We start from the raw sequence: 15,149 nt of genomic DNA on the forward strand, positions 1-15,149 counted from the left end.
TATGTATAAAACTAATGCCCACAGGTTTATACTTGTGGGCTTTGTTCAAGATCTTTGGTTAATTAGAATTTATTTGGTAGATTTATCAAACTGGTGTAATTTTCCTAATATAGGTTAAAGAGCAGGAAAAAAGAGATACCCGGCACCAATATTATTATTGAATCGAGAGGATGTATTAACGTTGCATACAAAAAAAGTCGCTAAAAAGCAAGAAGATGTGGGCAGATTACTTATTTCCTGTGCCGACCAAACAGGGATAGTTGCCGCAGTTTCACAATTTTTGTTTCAACAAGGAGCAAATATTATCCACTCCGATCAGCATGCGACAGAGCAGGAAAATGGTATCTTTTTTATGCGCATTGCTTTTCAGTTAGATGAATTAGAAGAGAAGGCAGCTTATTTACAGGAACAATTTCAGCCAATCGCAGATCGATTTGCCATGGAATGGAAGATTTCTCTGGCTTCTCATAAGAAGAAAATCGCATTATTCGTCTCGAAGTATGACCATTGTCTTCAGGAGTTATTGTGGAGATGGCGGATGGGAGAGTTAGACGCCGATATAAAAGTAGTGATCAGCAATCATCCTGATTGTAAACCATTGGTGGAACCATATGGACTTCCTTATTATCATATCCCAGTGACGCGGGAGATTCGTGAAGGCGCAGCGCTTGAACAATTGGAAATTTTACATAGAGAAGAAGTGGACACGGTCATTTTAGCGCGATATATGCAGATTATCCCGAAAAGCATGATCGATGTGTATTCGAATCAAATCATTAACATTCATCACTCTTTCTTACCAGCATTTGTTGGCGCAAATCCATATGAGCGAGCGTTCGACCGCGGGGTCAAACTCATTGGGGCTACTGCACACTATGTTACAGAAGAGTTAGATGAAGGGCCGATCATCGAGCAGGATGTCCAGCGTGTCAGCCATCGCCAAAGACCAGAGGACTTAATTCGCATTGGAAGTGAAGTAGAGAGAATTGTATTAGCTCGTGCTGTTTCTTGGCATGTGAACGATCAAGTGTTGGTGCATGGGAACAAGACGATTGTATTTCCTGGATAAAAAATTGATGTTGTGTTTTTGAAAACTTTTATTATAATAGTTTTATGACTATTGAACTAATAAATGAAGATGAGATGAGAGTAAAGATATTCAAAGCTTTGGCAGATCCGACTCGCTTAGAAATCATCCGCATGCTGTATCAAAATAACAAAGAGATGACATTTGGAGGGGTAGGTGACAAATGCCAAACATCTAAGGCGAATATTTCTTATCATTTTCGTGCGCTTCGCGAGGCACATTTGATCAAGGTGCGCAAGGAAGCCCAATCGAAATTAGTTTCGCTTAATTTTCCGATATTTGAGCAGTATTTGCCTTCTTTCCTGGATACTTTGTAATTCAGGATTATCTTTTTATTCCATAGTTCAATAGTTATTTAACTATTATATCAAGAGGTGTCCTTATGAGCGTTATTGGAAAAGAAATTTATTTAGTAAAACGTCCTAAGAACGGTATACAAGAGAGTGATTTTACCATTGAAACTGTCCCTGTGCGGCCGATAAAAACCGGGGAAGTACTAGTAAAAAACAAGTACTTATCACTTGATGCAGGAATGCGGATGCGGATGGAAGATTTGAAAGCGCCAATTCCGCTTTACCAACTAGGGGAATCGATGTATGGGGATGCAATTGGTGAAGTGGTAGAATCCAAATATGATAGTTTGCAGGCTGGTGATATTGTTCGCCACTCTTTTGGATGGCGAGAATTTGCTATCGGAAATGGGCAAGATTTTCGTAAAATAGACCCACATCTTTTTCCCTCTTTATCTGCCCATTTAAGCCTCGGTCTGACATCCTATGTTGGCTTGCTTGATATTGGGAAACTGAAGAAAGGTGATACGGTATTTGTTTCTAATGCTGCTGGCTCTGTTGGCAGCATTGCTGGTCAGATTGCCCGTTTAAAAGGAGCAAAAAGAGTAATAGGTTCCGCTGGATCAAAGGAAAAGGTAGATTATTTAAAGCATACATTAGGCTTTGATGCTGCCTTTAATTATCGTGATGGTTCTATAGCAGAACAACTGCGGCAATCAGCACCAGAAGGAATTGACCTTTACTTTGATAATGTCGGTGGAGAGCAGTTAGAAGCAGCTATCGAAGCAATGAATCCTTTTGGGAGAGTTATTTTATGTGGAAGTGTACTTACTCCATCTGGTTCCATGGGGAGTGTTTCGAATTTAGTATTAGCAATCGGCAAAAGAATTCAATTGCAAGGATTTGTTGTGACAGATCACCTTCATCGTGCAGCTGATTTTAATGCTGAATTTAGTACTTGGCTAAAAGAAGGATCTATTACGTATACAGAAGCGAGTATAGAGGGAATGGAAAATGCTCCAAGGGCTTTTGTGGATTTGTTGAAAGGAAAGTATTTAGGGAAAGTAGTGGTAGAGTTATAGATTTAATTTTCACGATTGAAAATAAGAAATATACCATATAAAATTTATACTAAGGACAATGTCGTCCCTCCCTTCACCGAGGAGATGTTTTGCGTAAGAATGTCAGGCGCTGTAACTATCGGCTGCGGGTAATGAAGCGTATCGCAGGGAAGCATCCTCAAACACTTGCGATCTATGTCCGTGATCAGTGTGGGACGCAGATTCACACTGTTCCTGGAAGGTACACGCTCTACCTGTCGGCCGATCGCTCTTTATTCATAAAATTTATGTTCTGCAAAAGACGTCTCAACTTAGGTTGGGCGTTTTTTTACTGCTGTTTGTCCATATGGTCAACAGGTGTTATAGTAAGGAGAACGACCATTTGGTCAAATGAGGTGAGACGTTGCAAAATCTGTATAAACAAGTCCCAATCGATAAGCGGAATAAGATATTTGAAGCTACGATGAAAGAATTTACAAAGCATACGTATGACAAAGCTTCCACCAATCAAATTATTCAAGACGCTGGAATATCAAAGGGATTGTTGTTTCATTATTTTAAGAGCAAAAAAGATCTCTATCTAGCTACTTATGATCAGTGCACTGATATATTTTGGGAGCTGTATCAACCCAGATTGACTAATTTGCCGACGGATTTTTTTGATCGGTTGATATTTTTATCGAAAACAAAGCTGCAAATCTGCGAAGAAGAACCATTGGTATATGGTTTTATTCTCACTGCATATGAAGATATACAGCATCGATTTCCAGAAGCATTTGCAGCTAGGATGGCAGAAGCTGCAAAATTACGTACACCTATGTTAATGGATGGAATCGATTGGTCTGTTTTTCGGACCGATATCGATCGAGATAAAGCATTGCATTACATCTATCTCAGCTTGGAATCCATGGCACAGCAAATGGTAAAAGAAGCATTACGGCAACCCGATAAGGGGTTAAAAAATTGGAAAGAAAAGATGAAGGAGACGGAGCTTTTGGTAGAACTTTTTCGTAATGGCATTTATCGAAAGGAAGATAAGTGATGATTCAGCTAGAAGGTTTAACCAAACGTTTTTCCAATGGGAAAGGAATCTTTGACATCGAGTTTGAGGTTCACGAAGGGGAAGTTTTTGTATTTCTAGGTCCTAATGGTGCGGGAAAGACGACTACCATCCGCCATTTGATGGGTTTTTTTCATCCGACAAAAGGAACAGCGAGAATAGATGGACTGGATTGTTGGAAAGATGCAGCTCAGATTCAAGTAACAGTCGGATATCTCCCTGGGGAAATCTCTTTGATGGAAAATATGAATGGCTCAGAGCTGATAGAGTTAATCTACGAAATGAGGGGGTTGAAGGAGAAGAAACGGAAAGAGGAATTGATCGAGCGATTTCAATTCGACCCTAGTTTACAGTGCTTATAGTTTTTTCTTTTCTTGTCTATTTAATGATGAACGAAGAGCAGTATCCGTATCAGCAGGCATTACGATTTTGTTTCTCATTCTTGACGTGGTGGGGAAAGTGAGTGAGAAATTGGATTGGCTGTGTAACTTCACGATTTTCCATGCTTTTGATCCTGGGAAGATAGCGGACGGTTCGGTGAATGTTGCCCCTCTGTCCTTTGGCTTGGCTGTTTCCGCTATTATTTTGTTTGGTTTAGCAACCATTATTTTCAAGCGAAAAGATCTACCGATTTAAAAATCTAAAAAGGGGTTATGGGTGGTCATGATCTTTCTACAGTTCCAAATCAAATAGATAAAATAATGTGGATTGCACTCGGGAGGTAATTGAACATCATGAACATTTACTCATTTGGAAACTTACTTTATAATTAAAGTGGCAAACTAAGTGTCACGTCAACAGGGAGTTTTCGAATGACCATGCCCACTGCACTCAGCATCATTGTCGTCGAGCAGAAGCCGGATGGATCGCTTCTGCTCAGCTTCGACGCTTCCGACGAACTCAAGGAAGTGCTCGACGCACTCACCTCACCGGAGACTTCCTCCGAGAACTGGATCCACGACGCCAAGTACGTGATCGACAGGATCCTGGAAAGCATCAAGATCCTCATGTGGAAGACGAGCCGCGGGGTCTCCGAAGAGAAGGCCCTCCTGGATGACCCTGACTTGCGGGAGGGGGTGAGCTACGTCGCTTTCGCGTACGAGAAGGCGAGCGACAACCTGATGTATTCGACCCTCAACATGATGGATCCTCTGGTCGAGGCCGGTCTGAGTGAGACTCCGCTGTTCGCGGCCCTTCAGAAGCTGCACCCTGGGTACGTGAAGGCGGGCGAGAGGCGCTTGAAGTCCGTGTCGCAGCCTGAGGCGTGACGCAATCCCGTGGGTTGAATGGATCGAAGATCCACTCACTTCACGGGGCGCGACGATTTTTGATTTTGTTTAAATATACAAAATAAGAATACCCGCCTTAAAAGAGGTGAGTATTCTTATTTTTTTGTATATACTATTGACAATTTGCTTCAAAAGTGTAAAATTACACTTATTAAGTGTATTTATACTAATTAGACTTAATGAAAAAATAAAAATCTATTTCACAGGAGGGAGTATGGATCAGAAATTACGTTTACTCTGGAAAAAAGAGACTATCGCTTTTGTTTTGCTTTTCACATTGTGCCTATGGAATTATAAATATACAGATGCGTTAGATCAAGATCCGTATTTGATAACCGATTATAGTCGGCTTCATCCCGTTAAAGTAGAAAAAGTGGTAGCTGGAAAAGAAAAAGAACAGTTGATCCAATTAATAAAAGAAGCGAAGAGAAAACATCTGACAATTTCGATCGCAGGTCAACGACATAGCCAAGGTGGGCATACGTACTATAAAGATGGGATTGTCATTGATATGACTTCCTACAATAAAATTCTTGCTTTTGACCCAGCAAAGAAGAAAATCACGGTACAAGCCGGGGCAACTTGGAAGGAAATCCAAGAAAAAATTAATCCTTACCATCTATCAATTAAAACGATGCAATCGCAAAATATTTTTACAGTAGGCGGTTCGATCAGTATTAATGCGCATGGAAGAGATATTCGCAATGGTTCGATGATAAAAAGTGTGGAATCTTTTCGCTTGTTGACAGCAGAGGGGAAGATTATTCAGGTCAGCAGGACGGAAAACGCTGATTTGTTCCCGTTAGTCCTTGGGGGATTTGGTTTGTATGGTGTGATTTTAGATGTGACCCTCACCTTGACAGATGACGAACTTTATCGCATGACGACCGGTTCGGTTTCGGTAGATCATTACACCGATTATTTTCTTCAACAAGTCAAAGGGAATCCTAAGATGCGGATGCATATTGCGAGAATCTCCATTGCACCAAGTAATTTCCTTCAAGATATGTATGTCTTGAATTATAAACAAGAAAAATCTGTGCCTTTTACAAAATACAATCAGTTGGAAGAACGAGAAAAATGGATCATTCCTTCTAAAATAGGATTTCAGATAAACCGAAATTTCGATTGGGGAAAAGAAGTGTTTTGGAAGTTACAACGAAAGTTTATCTTTTCTCAAAATAATAAACTCATAAGCCGCAATAATGTCATGCGTTCAGAAAGTGAATTTATGGAGTATAAAGGGATAGGAGAAAATGATTTGCTGCAAGAGTACTTTATCCCTGTTCACCAGTTTGCACCATTTGTTGCGGATATGAGAAAAGTGTTAAAGGGTTCAAATGTAAATCTATTAAATATAACCGTTCGGTATGTGAATAAAGATCAAGAAGCGACATTATCTTATGCAAATTCGGATATGTTTGCCCTTGTCTGTCTGTTCCATGTTTCTCTTGATGATAAAGGACAAAAAGCGTTTCGAGGGCATATACAGCAAATCATAGATGTTGCAGAGAAGTATCATGGAACCTACTATCTTCCCTATGCACCTTATCCAACTGTCAAACAGTATCAACGAGCCTATCCGAACTATCAGCGATTCTATCAAAAAAAGAATCAATATGACCCTGACCATTTGTTCATGAACTATTTTTATCAACAATATGTAAAGGAGAGTGGGTCATGAAAATAAAATGGCTCATCCGGTCACAAAGTATAGTGACATTAGCATCCGGGATGATCTATCCATATTATCTCTTATTTTTGAAAAATTTAGGAAATAGTTATTCCAAATATGGACTAGCTTTTGCAGTTTTTACGCTGAGTTCTGCTATCACTTCCCAAGTTTTAGCATCACGTCTTGACAGCAGGGCGCATGAAATACTAGTACTCAGCTCCATTGGAATGATGATCGCTATGGTTGCTTTTCCATGGGTACTTCACTTTGCATGGGTAATCGTCCTTCAACTTTTGATGGGAATATGTAATGCGATGCAGAGAACGAGTGAGCGGGTATTATTAGCAGACCATACAACCAAAGGGGATCGAGGAAAAGATATCGGTAATTATCACTTCTGGACATCGATTGCCTCTGGATTTGCAGTTATTGTGGGAGGCTATATGATCGACTGGCTGACCATTGACGTTTTATTTTATATAAGTGCTGTTTTGTATGGGGTGAGTGCTTGGATGATTGGAAGAAATAGCAAAACAAAAGCAAAAAGTAAGCTTTCGATAGAAAAGGTTTGATGAATCCTTAGGTGCTTGCGGATAAGTAATGCGTATTTTAAACGATTATGCTATTCTAAAAAATAAGTAGGCTCTGAGCAAGATGGAGACTCCGTGGTTGAAGCAAGTGCCAGCGATCAAATTCTCCAAGCTGGTATCGATTTGATCAAGGCCAATGCCAGTACGGTCGAAGAAATTGAAACTTACTACTGGAAAAGTAGTGAGGGTGAGGTCTATCTGGTAATGAACGCCAAATGCGAGGAGCTGCTAGGCGTCCGCCTCGATGCTTCTCATCCTATCCCTTATGATGCTTATCTGGCATGCATCATGGAGGCTTTCCAACAGGGTCGTTAAAGCTGGGAGTTAAAATCCTAGCGAGTCTGAACAGCTTCGGTTGTTCAGATGCCCGATAATAAGAAAATTTATATAAAGGAGAGTCGTTCTTTTTAGAATGGCTCTTTTACTGTTTATATAGAAATCAATATTTGGGCTCACATTATCAAAACGATACAAATTAACCAACTGCTTGTGCGTTCATCAGTTGGTTAATTTGTTCTATTCATTATGAATCCCTAATTTTTACTCAATTGAAATTCAACTCATAAACAGCATAGCATTTTCCTGTAAACTCATCTGATAGTTATTCTATTTTTTAGAAGCGATTTATGTCAGCTAAGTCACCTACAGGACCAATAACAGAAGCATATCGCATGGTTTTCCTCTGATTTGGTTCATAAGGTGGCCATGGGATAGAAACACCAGGATTGCCAGTTCGTATAAACCCTATCCAAGCGCTACTAATAGCAGTTGATAAATCAGCAACAACCTCTGAATCAGCCCCTGCAACATTACCTTAAAACTTATTTGTTTCTTTGATTTTTTGCATTTGTCGAAAGTATGGAGCTTATGCTTTCGGTGTTCTCCATATCAAGATGACCACCAAGAGTCCTGCTATGCACGGTAGCAACCCAATTAAACCTAATAACGGCGGCAGGCCAGTGTCTCCAGAAGTGTCTTTTACAAGCAGATTGAACAGAGCAATGATCGTGCCGAGTATGAACATCCCGGTTGCCGCCCATCGGGTCCATGGTTTGTCTTTTTTGGCGCCCCAAATCACGTTAAGCCAACTGATGATGCCCATCACTCCGATGATGGACAAATAGATAAGGTAAAGCATAACTGCTGAGTCGATTCGCGATTGACTGTACGAAGGGTAGCTGGTCTTGATGTGGTTTGCCAGTACGTTGATAGTAGCATGGTCAACATACAAGATGATCATCGTGATGACGGTAAGCACAAGACCAGCGTACATTGCAAAAATAGCCGATTTCTTTGATTGAGTGTTTGTAATCCATTCCATAATATTCACCCCATTCAATTTTTTGCAAACTGTGAAACAACCAATTTACTGACAAGTCAAGATGCGATTGTGAATGAATATTATTTAATTCATTCATTTATAGCTAAAAAAACAAGGATGACCATATCCTATTTTTGGAAATCAGTTACACCCTTTATGATGAATTCAGCTAAATACAAAATAATTTGCGGAAAATGTTGAATCCCGATTTCTTCCTTGTGTGTATCGATATAGACTAATGAATCAAAAAAAGCGAGCAGCAGTTCATCATCTATATCTTCTCTTATTCGGCCCTCCATTTTCCATTTCTTAAATAATTCCTTATATATATTAGGCAAGGAATCATTACTCTCTCCACTTTCTTTATGGTAGATTTTTTCTAATTTGCGAAAAAAATCTGGGTTATACCATTCTTTCAGTATTGGATTTGCATGGATGGCATCTATGTTTCGCTCTACTATTTTTTTTACAATTGAAACAGGATCTTGATTCAGATCAAGAGATTCCATGATCGCCTTTTTCAGCTGCTCATTTTCTTTGGTGTAGATTTCTACAAACAGTTTTTCTTTTGATGAATAGTAGTTATAAAACGTACCTACTCCAATCCCAGCATTTTTAGCGATGTCGGAAATATTCGTATCTTTAAACCCTTTTGTCAAGAATAACTCTTTTCCACTTTGGAAAATATCCGCTTTTTTATCCTTCAATAGACCCTCTCCTGTGAATGAATATTATTTAATTCATTCACATTAAAGCAGAGTCTTCCCATTACGTCAAGTTAAACACGTGGTACGACAGTTAATACGATATTCAATGGGTTTTTGTTACTAGAAGTTTAATGTCAAAAGGCAAATTTATAACATTACGAGCGAGGAAACCCACGGTTTAAAATCGTGGGATAATAGCGAACTCAGACATGGATATCTTTTTGTCTCCTATAAGTTTGACTATTTTTTAGAAAATCTTGACAAGTGACGAACATACGGTCTATGATATTCGCAAAATTCCAACAGGGGGGTGATCCTATGTATAAAGCTTTTTCTTACCGTCTTCGACCAACCAAAACACAGGCGACAATGATCAATAAATCCATTGGCTGTAGCCGTTTTGTATTCAATCATTTTCTTGGCGAATGGAACAAAGCGTATCAAACAAGTGGAAAAGGGCTGACCTATTCCATTTGTTCCCGTGTCTTAACGGAGAAAAAGCGAGAGTTCGTGTGGTTGAAAGAAGTCGATTCCACTTCCCTGCAAAACACACTCAAACATCTTGCCGATGCTTTTCAACGCTATTTCTCATATAACCCATTTGAACATCCTTATTAGATGGTGAGGAAAATACCAAAAAGTTATTCTTATAAAGAAGAGTGGGATTTTTGATACAATAGTATAAGGAATTTAATGAACTTATAAGATTTTCTTTTTGTATACAATTGAAACAACATTTGAGGGATTTGATTTGTTTACAAAAAAATACCTTTACTTTGTATTTGTAGTGGGAATGATTATTACTTCGATTTCCGCATGCTCTCCAGTTAAGTTTGATCAGCCAGTAGTTCATGAACAACAAGAAGAGCTAATCAAAGAGGGAAAAGGAACAGATGTGACACAGCAAGAAATCGAAGCAAATAAAGATAATTCGATTTTGGACGTATTTCGAGAGTTAAAGAAAGAAATTTTTCAAGGCAGTAATCGAGAGAGACTAGGCTGTGATGGATTTTTTGATCTATTTACAACGTGTCCCTAATTTTAAGAAAGGTGGCGTTGATGTGAATAAAAGGCTGATTCTGTTATTATGTATTTCCTTTCTTTTGATTGCAGAGGGATGTTCATTTACAAAAGACTATCCCTGTAGTTGTGTACCACCAAAACCCCCGAAGAAAGAACAACAGAGCAATGCGCTGGAATGGAAGAAAGTTGTATGGAGCAATAAAGAAAAAGTTTAGATTTAATGGAATGTATTCGTTGTGGATACATCTTTTTTATGAGATGCTTCAGGATCATTTTAAATAACATAAATTGCTAATGCATTCTTCAAGATTTGTTTTAGATCACTGTTTTTAATATTAAACAAATTCTAAGTAAGTATTTTTGAGTATTATTACTTAAAGAAATCCTTATGGGGGAATGATCAATGGGTGAGCTGGATGCTCTATTTCGCAGCAGAATTGGTATACCGAAAAATGAAAAGATTACATTTGAAAAATTGGATAATATCCTTGAAAAAACAGCAAAAAATATCCCGTTTGAAAATTTATGCATTATGGAAAATCGAATTCGCGATATTACGAAAGAAAACCTAATTAGTAAAATACTTGTAAGAAGAGAGGGAGGTCTCTGCTATGAATTGAATTCGATTTTTTACTTCTTTTTAATCGAAAACGGTTTTGACGCAGTCTTGGCAAGCGGTATTGTCTACGATCATACTGCTCAAGAGTATCCAACTCTCGGAAGGACTCATGTGACGATTCTAGTTACTTATGAGGGGCGAATATACTTAATCGATACGGGTTTTGGAGGGAATTTGCCATTAAAGCCTGTCCCTTTATCAGGTGAGATCGTAACTTCTAGTAATGGGCAGTTTCGGATCAAAAAAAATAATGGTGAACATGGGGATTATGTATTTGAGATGAAATTGAAGTATAAAGATTCGGATTGGAGAGTAGGATATGCTTTTTATTCCAACAAAATCACAACCGATGTCTCGGAATTCAATGAAATTCAAACGATTATTGCCGAAAATCAAGAATCTCGATTTAACAAAAATCCTTTAATCACACGACTTACAAACGAAGGAAGTATAACTTTAACCGACAGTTCTTTTACTCAATGGAGGGATGGGGTGGTTACAAAAGAGAAAGTGGACAAAGTCAAATTCAAAGCAATGCGCAAACAGTATTTCGGGTTGTAATGGGATTGTTCGTCCGCAATGAATAGGTTAAAAAAGAGAAAGTTAAAAGGAATGTATTCGTTATGGATCTATCCCTTTTCATGTGAATTAGTTGTCTGGAGGATTAATTTCGGAGAAATGTATCAACTACAATACCTCCTTTCAAAGTATGTTCCCAGATAATTGTTTTTGAATGATTAACGATGATGACCATCCTTTCAGCAATTTTTAATGGGGTTTATATCCTCCGTATCTCTCCTGAGCCCCTTAGTTTAGCTTTCATCTTGCTAGAATTTTTTTTATACTATATTTGTAAGCTAGCGAACCAATACAATGGAACAAGGGGATATTATGTCGTCTACTACCGTTGTGGCTACCGTAGATGAAAAGCACTGTCGAGTTACGTTTTTCTCTGACGATGAACCTATTGTTCGCTTCGACGGAGAGGAGATCGAAGGTCGAGCAGCATCCACTCTGGCAACTAGGATTAAGCAAAAGCTGGAAAGAGGAAAACAGTTTGATCTAACCATATCATATAAGTTTCCTATAGTAGGAAAAAAGCCAAATGCCTTGACTTCTGGGCATTTGGCTTTGCGAGTGAACTTATTCCTCCAGCTGATAAGGAACAATCGTCACAATAATATTTCTCCTGCGAAGTACATTCGCCATGATGAGAAAACCGGATTGGTTATGGAGAAATCTTTGCCACCATCTCTTAGCGATAAACTGCGGCATGATAACGGTGACTTGTGAATGAGATGCATCTGCTTTTTCTTTGACTACATCGATAAATTGACTGAGCGGGGTAAGGACGCTGCGATAAGGAGACATCAAGCCGACAAATTTTACCCCGGTATCCCATTTTCTCCAATCTTTTTCCAACTCTTTAATCGATTCTTGACTGGAACCAACATAAACAGCTACTACATTATCCGATAATGATTTTGCATATAAGATGGATTGTTTTACTACTTTTGTGATTCCAGCGATAGGGACAATTACTATATTTTTTCCGCTCGTAATGGTACTGAGTTTCTCGGATATATCTGTTTTTAATTGATTTCCAACAGCCGTGTAGTGTTTGTGGATTTTATGGAAGATGTAAACAGCCAGTGGGATAAAGATGAGACTCATCCACACCTGCCCAAATTTCGTGATAAAAAAGATGGCGAGAATCAAATAACAGATCAATGCTCCTGTAAGGTTGATCGCTAGTTTTCCCATCCATCCTTTCGGTTTTGTTTTGAGCCATTTGACGATCATGCCTGTTTGCGAGAGTGAAAAGGGTAAAAAAACACCAACCGCATAAAGAGGAATCAGATTTTCCGTATTCCCTTTAAAGACGATAATTAAGAAGATCGATGCCAATGCAAGGGTGATAATTCCATTGGAGTATCCCAGTCGGTCCCCTCTCACTTTAAAAGCACGGGGCATATATTTATCCTTTGACAAATTAAATGCTAGTAATGGAAATGCGGCGAAACCAGTGTTAGCTGCTAGGATTAAAATAAGTGCAGTTGCTGCTTGAATAATATAGTAGAAAATGTTTCGTCCGAATACCGATGAGCTCAACTTAGAGAGAACTGTTTCTTTTTCTTGAGGTGCAATGCCGTACCAATAACATAAAAAGACGATTCCTGTAAAAAGCAGTCCTAAAATGATTCCCATAACGGATAGGGTAAGTGCAGCATTTTTTGGAGCAGGGTCTTTAAAGTTCGGAACAGCATTGGACATTGCCTCTACTCCAGTAAGAGCCGAACACCCAGAAGAAAACGCTTTTAAGATGAGAAATAAACTAATCCCCATGACCGGAGTACCTATTGCTGGATGTATTTGCGCAGATACATGGCCAGTTAAAATCTGATAAAGTCCAGTAATAATCAAGACCGCAAGGGCGATGACAAAGGCGTATACGGGATATGCCAAAATGGAAGCTGATTCGGTTAGACCTCTTAAGTTTACTAAGGTAATAAAGATTACCATTCCTACTGCAATCCATACACGATATGGATGCAACTCAGGAAAAGTGGAAGAAATCGCATCTGTACCTGAGGAAACGCTTACTGCTACGGTTAATACATAGTCAATTAATAATGATCCTCCTGCAAACAGACCGAACTTCGTTCCTAAATTTTCCTTGGCCACCATATAAGCGCCACCGCCACCCGGGTAGGCGTAGATGATTTGCCTGTAAGAGAGGATCAGAGCAGCTAAAAGAATAAGTACACCAACTGCAATTGGTAAGGAGTACCAAAAAGCGATGACGCTAATACTCGCTAGCACGATCAAGATCTGCTCTGGACCATAGGCGATGGAAGAGAGAGCGTCCGAAGAAAGAATCGCTAAAGCCTTTGCATTGCTTAACTTTTGTTCCTGTGCTTCAGTAGATTTCATCGGTTTACCGATTATAAGCCGTTTGAATTTCTTAAACATTCATTTCCCTCCATCATTTCTTCAACTCCAGATCAGATAAACATAATATATCTTTAGCACCTTAACAAGCATTATACCATTTGTATGGATGTCCCATTTTTGATTCTTGGTAAAGATTCAAATGATCAGATAAACTAGCTATTTTGCTATAAAAAACAATAAACCTTTCGCGCAATGGAAAATTGCATCAAAAGGTTTATTGGAAAAGTATATGGAGTGATTCAAAAACCACGTTCATATTGTCTTGGTATTAGGCTTTTTCGTTCCTCACCTTCTAGTGCATGTAATGCCCAATATGGGTCACGCAACATTGCCCGCCCAATGGCAACTAAGTCCGCATCTTTGTTGGCGATGGTCGCTTCTGCAAGTGCTGGATCATCGAGGATGCCGACGGCGATGACGGGTATTTGCAGAGCTTGTTTGATCGCTCTTGCATAAGGGACTTGGTATCCGGGATGATTTGCAGGTTTCTTCTTACCAGTAGGTCCTTCGCCTCCGCTGCTGACATCAAACATATCTACGCCTGCTGCTTGATAACGGCGGCATAGTTCAATGCTATGTTCCAGATCATAACCACCATCCATGTACTCAACAGCAGATATCCGCATGATCAGTGGCATTCCTTCTGGCATCACACTTTTGATCGCTTGAATGACCTCTACGCCAAATAAAGCTAAGTCTTGCCCGTATTCATCATCCCTTTGGTTAATTCCCGGGGAGTGAAACTGATGAATCAAATAACCATGGGCACCATGGACTTCGATCGTGTCAACTCCAGCTTTTATGGCACGGACAGCAGCTTCTTTGAACATCTGCACCCGTTCTTTTACTTCTGCTGTAGTCAATGCTCTCGGTTGTCTATAATGTTTATTCGCTGCGATTGGAGATGAGGATAGCGGTACGGCTGCATCTTCTGCCTTTCTGCCAGCATGGGCAATTTGGATGCCTATTTTGGCTCCATATTTATGTACTTCATCGATGATCCGGCGAAAGGATGGAATTTGCTCATCTGACCATAGCCCTAGGTCATAATCGCTGATTCGTCCGTCTGGTTCAATATCTGTCATTTCCATGATGATCAGTCCTGTTCCGCCAACAGCACGGGAAACATAGTGGACAAAATGCCAATCGTTTGGCTTGCCGTCTTTTGCTTCAACGGAATATTGGCACATGGGAGGCATGACTATTCTATTTTTAAGCTCGAAGTTTTTGAGTTGGAAGGTACGGCCGAGGTTACTCATTGTATTATCTCCTTTCGTCTTTAACATGCACCCTCTTACTTTAACATATTCACTAATTAATTGTAAGTGAATATAAAAAACCCATCTTCTATGATGTGCACCCCAAAAGTTAGACCAACAAATCTAACTTCAAAGGGGTGCATTTTTCATGAAGAAAACATATGAGGCAACGTTCAAAATGAAGGTAGTAAGTGAATATTTGAAAGGAGTGGA

At 39.4% G+C, this 15,149-nt stretch carries 18 protein-coding genes and 1 pseudogene; 15 read left to right on the forward strand and 4 right to left on the reverse strand.

The window, feature by feature from the left end:
- Nucleotides 1–181: 181 nt before the first annotated feature.
- The 10 genes and pseudogenes from purU (at nucleotide 182) to MK805_RS12845 (ending at nucleotide 7,367) form a co-directional block, all read left to right on the forward strand.
- Complete coding sequence (purU, locus tag MK805_RS12800) at nucleotides 182–1,069, forward strand: formyltetrahydrofolate deformylase (RefSeq protein WP_240876286.1); 888 nt, start codon at nucleotides 182–184, stop codon at nucleotides 1,067–1,069.
- Nucleotides 1,070–1,143: 74 nt separating this feature from the next.
- Entirely contained in the window at nucleotides 1,144–1,404 is a 261-nt protein-coding gene (locus MK805_RS12805) for an ArsR/SmtB family transcription factor (RefSeq protein WP_420833074.1), read from the forward strand.
- A 65-nt stretch (nucleotides 1,405–1,469) separates the two neighbouring features.
- A complete protein-coding gene (locus tag MK805_RS12810; protein ID WP_240876288.1) occupies nucleotides 1,470–2,459 on the forward strand; it encodes an NADP-dependent oxidoreductase in 990 nt (329 codons plus the stop codon).
- 382 nt (nucleotides 2,460–2,841) lie between these two features.
- Complete coding sequence (locus MK805_RS12815) at nucleotides 2,842–3,480, forward strand: TetR/AcrR family transcriptional regulator (RefSeq protein WP_240876289.1); 639 nt, start codon at nucleotides 2,842–2,844, stop codon at nucleotides 3,478–3,480.
- Nucleotides 3,480–3,839: pseudogene (locus tag MK805_RS12820) on the forward strand (ATP-binding cassette domain-containing protein); the annotation flags it as partial. The gene MK805_RS12815 and the pseudogene MK805_RS12820, both read left to right, overlap by 1 nt.
- Before the next feature lie 118 nt (nucleotides 3,840–3,957).
- Nucleotides 3,958–4,134, forward strand: coding sequence for a hypothetical protein (locus MK805_RS12825; protein WP_240876290.1), 177 nt, complete (start codon nucleotides 3,958–3,960; stop codon nucleotides 4,132–4,134).
- Between the two features lie 176 nt (nucleotides 4,135–4,310).
- Nucleotides 4,311–4,766 (forward strand): hypothetical protein, encoded by a 456-nt coding sequence (locus MK805_RS12830; protein WP_240876291.1) that lies wholly within the window; start codon nucleotides 4,311–4,313, stop codon nucleotides 4,764–4,766.
- A gap of 235 nt (nucleotides 4,767–5,001) precedes the next feature.
- Nucleotides 5,002–6,471 (forward strand): FAD-binding oxidoreductase, encoded by a 1,470-nt coding sequence (locus MK805_RS12835; protein WP_240876292.1) that lies wholly within the window; start codon nucleotides 5,002–5,004, stop codon nucleotides 6,469–6,471.
- Nucleotides 6,468–7,034, forward strand: coding sequence for an MFS transporter (locus tag MK805_RS12840; RefSeq protein WP_240876293.1), 567 nt, complete (start codon nucleotides 6,468–6,470; stop codon nucleotides 7,032–7,034). Before MK805_RS12835 ends, MK805_RS12840 begins: the two co-directional genes overlap by 4 nt.
- Before the next feature lie 93 nt (nucleotides 7,035–7,127).
- Entirely contained in the window at nucleotides 7,128–7,367 is a 240-nt protein-coding gene (locus MK805_RS12845) for a hypothetical protein (RefSeq protein ID WP_240876294.1), read from the forward strand.
- A 550-nt stretch (nucleotides 7,368–7,917) separates the two neighbouring features.
- On the opposite strand, the gene MK805_RS12850 is transcribed toward MK805_RS12845, so the two are convergent.
- Together MK805_RS12850 and MK805_RS12855 are read right to left on the reverse strand one after the other, a co-directional pair.
- Complete coding sequence (locus MK805_RS12850; RefSeq protein ID WP_240876295.1) at nucleotides 7,918–8,373, reverse strand: hypothetical protein; 456 nt, start codon at nucleotides 8,371–8,373, stop codon at nucleotides 7,918–7,920.
- Nucleotides 8,374–8,501: 128 nt separating this feature from the next.
- Nucleotides 8,502–9,080, reverse strand: a complete 579-nt coding sequence (locus MK805_RS12855; protein WP_240876296.1) for a TetR/AcrR family transcriptional regulator — start codon at nucleotides 9,078–9,080, stop codon at nucleotides 8,502–8,504.
- A 318-nt stretch (nucleotides 9,081–9,398) separates the two neighbouring features.
- On the opposite strand from MK805_RS12855, the gene MK805_RS12860 reads away from it, so the two are divergent.
- The 5 genes from MK805_RS12860 (at nucleotide 9,399) to MK805_RS12880 (ending at nucleotide 11,788) form a co-directional block, all read left to right on the forward strand.
- A complete protein-coding gene (locus MK805_RS12860; RefSeq protein WP_338057505.1) occupies nucleotides 9,399–9,698 on the forward strand; it encodes a helix-turn-helix domain-containing protein in 300 nt (99 codons plus the stop codon).
- Nucleotides 9,699–9,795: 97 nt separating this feature from the next.
- Nucleotides 9,796–10,119 (forward strand): hypothetical protein, encoded by a 324-nt coding sequence (locus MK805_RS12865; RefSeq protein WP_240876297.1) that lies wholly within the window; start codon nucleotides 9,796–9,798, stop codon nucleotides 10,117–10,119.
- A gap of 22 nt (nucleotides 10,120–10,141) precedes the next feature.
- Nucleotides 10,142–10,318 carry a hypothetical protein gene (locus MK805_RS12870; RefSeq protein ID WP_240876298.1) on the forward strand — a complete coding sequence of 59 codons (177 nt, stop codon included), beginning with the start codon at nucleotides 10,142–10,144 and terminating at the stop codon, nucleotides 10,316–10,318.
- A gap of 188 nt (nucleotides 10,319–10,506) precedes the next feature.
- Nucleotides 10,507–11,283, forward strand: a complete 777-nt coding sequence (locus MK805_RS12875) for an arylamine N-acetyltransferase family protein (RefSeq protein ID WP_240876299.1) — start codon at nucleotides 10,507–10,509, stop codon at nucleotides 11,281–11,283.
- A 361-nt stretch (nucleotides 11,284–11,644) separates the two neighbouring features.
- Nucleotides 11,645–11,788, forward strand: coding sequence for a hypothetical protein (locus MK805_RS12880; protein ID WP_240876300.1), 144 nt, complete (start codon nucleotides 11,645–11,647; stop codon nucleotides 11,786–11,788).
- A 77-nt stretch (nucleotides 11,789–11,865) separates the two neighbouring features.
- Here MK805_RS12880 and MK805_RS12885 read toward each other — a convergent pair whose 3' ends face one another.
- Nucleotides 11,866–13,695 carry an APC family permease gene (locus tag MK805_RS12885; protein WP_240876301.1) on the reverse strand — a complete coding sequence of 610 codons (1,830 nt, stop codon included), beginning with the start codon at nucleotides 13,693–13,695 and terminating at the stop codon, nucleotides 11,866–11,868.
- A 221-nt stretch (nucleotides 13,696–13,916) separates the two neighbouring features.
- Complete coding sequence (locus MK805_RS12890) at nucleotides 13,917–14,936, reverse strand: NADH:flavin oxidoreductase/NADH oxidase (RefSeq protein WP_240876302.1); 1,020 nt, start codon at nucleotides 14,934–14,936, stop codon at nucleotides 13,917–13,919.
- Nucleotides 14,937–15,149 lie beyond the last annotated feature (213 nt).

Source organism: Shimazuella soli, assembly GCF_022511585.1.
GTDB classification, from domain to species: Bacteria; Bacillota; Bacilli; order Thermoactinomycetales; family Thermoactinomycetaceae; genus Shimazuella; species Shimazuella soli.

Excerpts from the sequence above, each read along its gene's own strand:
- MK805_RS12810 (WP_240876288.1), top strand. The coding sequence starts at position 1,470 with ATGAGCGTTATTGGAAAAGAAATTTATTTAGTAAAACGTCCTAAGAAC.
- MK805_RS12875 (WP_240876299.1), top strand. The coding sequence starts at position 10,507 with ATGGGTGAGCTGGATGCTCTATTTCGCAGCAGAATTGGTATACCGAAA.
- MK805_RS12880 (WP_240876300.1), top strand. The coding sequence starts at position 11,645 with ATGAAAAGCACTGTCGAGTTACGTTTTTCTCTGACGATGAACCTATTG.
- MK805_RS12860 (WP_338057505.1), top strand. The coding sequence starts at position 9,399 with ATGTATAAAGCTTTTTCTTACCGTCTTCGACCAACCAAAACACAGGCG.
- MK805_RS12835 (WP_240876292.1), top strand. The coding sequence starts at position 5,002 with ATGGATCAGAAATTACGTTTACTCTGGAAAAAAGAGACTATCGCTTTT.
- MK805_RS12850 (WP_240876295.1), bottom strand. The coding sequence starts at position 8,373 with ATGGAATGGATTACAAACACTCAATCAAAGAAATCGGCTATTTTTGCA.
- MK805_RS12840 (WP_240876293.1), top strand. The coding sequence starts at position 6,468 with ATGAAAATAAAATGGCTCATCCGGTCACAAAGTATAGTGACATTAGCA.
- MK805_RS12805 (WP_420833074.1), top strand. The coding sequence starts at position 1,144 with ATGAGAGTAAAGATATTCAAAGCTTTGGCAGATCCGACTCGCTTAGAA.
- MK805_RS12885 (WP_240876301.1), bottom strand. The coding sequence starts at position 13,695 with ATGTTTAAGAAATTCAAACGGCTTATAATCGGTAAACCGATGAAATCT.
- MK805_RS12830 (WP_240876291.1), top strand. The coding sequence starts at position 4,311 with ATGACCATGCCCACTGCACTCAGCATCATTGTCGTCGAGCAGAAGCCG.
- MK805_RS12890 (WP_240876302.1), bottom strand. The coding sequence starts at position 14,936 with ATGAGTAACCTCGGCCGTACCTTCCAACTCAAAAACTTCGAGCTTAAA.